This is a genomic window from Pseudomonas fragi (genome assembly GCF_002269505.1).
Classification (GTDB): domain Bacteria; phylum Pseudomonadota; class Gammaproteobacteria; order Pseudomonadales; family Pseudomonadaceae; genus Aquipseudomonas; species Aquipseudomonas fragi_D.
In genome coordinates this window covers 1-1,161 of the sequence record NZ_NQKQ01000063.1, presented here as the reverse complement: position 1 = coordinate 1,161, position 1,161 = coordinate 1, and the positions used below count along the sequence as shown (strand labels likewise).

Sequence of the window (1,161 nt, the reverse complement as noted above, 5' to 3'; positions counted from 1 at the left end):
TGAGGGCGCACACCCTTTCACCCTGATCGTCACCGATCCGGCCGGCAATGCCAGCTTGCCATCCGATCCGTACACCATCACCGTGGACACCACCGCGCCGGCTGCACCGGCCATCACCAGCGTGTTTGACGATCAGGGCGCTGTCACCGGCAATATCGTCGCGGGCAGTATCACCGACGATGCCCAACCGCAAATCAGCGGTACTGCCGAACCTGGCAGCACCGTGATCATCTACGACAACGGCCAAGAAATCGGCCGTGAAACCGTCGCAGCAGACGGCACCTGGACCCATTTGCCGGTTCCGGCGCTCAACAATGGCAGCCATACGCTGACCGTCGAAGCCATGGACGCGGCCGGCAACGTCAGCGATCCATCCGCCCCGTTCGGCTTTGAGCTGATTTCTGGCGGAGCCCCTACTGCACCGGCGATCACCGGCGTCACCGACGATGTTGATAACATCGTTGGCAACGTCATGCCCGGCGGCCTGACCAACGACGCCCGTCCAGACTTCCACGGCACCGGTGCGCCCGGCACAACCGTCAATGTGTATGCCGACGGTGTCTTGCTGGGCACCTCCACCGTACAAGCAAATGGCCAATGGACTGTCCCGGGCTCAGCCCTGCTCAATGACCTGCCAGAAGGCTTGACCAATATCACCGCGACCACCACCAATGCCGCCGGCAACGAAAGTGCGCCGACCGGTCTGTACCCGATCACGGTGGATATCACCGCACCGGGCGCTTCCACGGCCAACACCCTGACCGATGACGTCGGCACTGTCATCGGCACCATCAACTCGGGTGACATCACCGACGACAGCAACCCGACCTACAGCGGCAACGCTGAACCGGGTGCCACGGTGATCATCTACGACAACGGCGTCGAGATCGCTCGTGTGCCGGCTGATGCAACAGGTCTCTGGACGTACACCCCGACCGTTCCGCTGGTCGATGGTGCCCACAGCTTTACCAACGCCGTGACGGATCCGGCAGGCAACACCGGCCCGACAAGTGCTGCCACTGCCTTTACGGTGGACACCACCCTGGTGGTCATCAGCATCACCCAGGTGGTGGACAACGTTGCGCCGATTACCGGTAACCTCAGCGATGGCGGCGTCTCCAACGACACCACCCCGACCCTGCACGGCCAAGCCACCCCTGG

Annotated in this window: 1 protein-coding gene; it reads left to right on the top strand. The window is 63.0% G+C overall.

The window, feature by feature from the left end; translation table 11 throughout:
• A partial coding sequence (locus tag CJU81_RS23510; protein WP_254924926.1) for an Ig-like domain-containing protein occupies window positions 1-1,161 on the top strand: 1,161 nt, incomplete at both ends.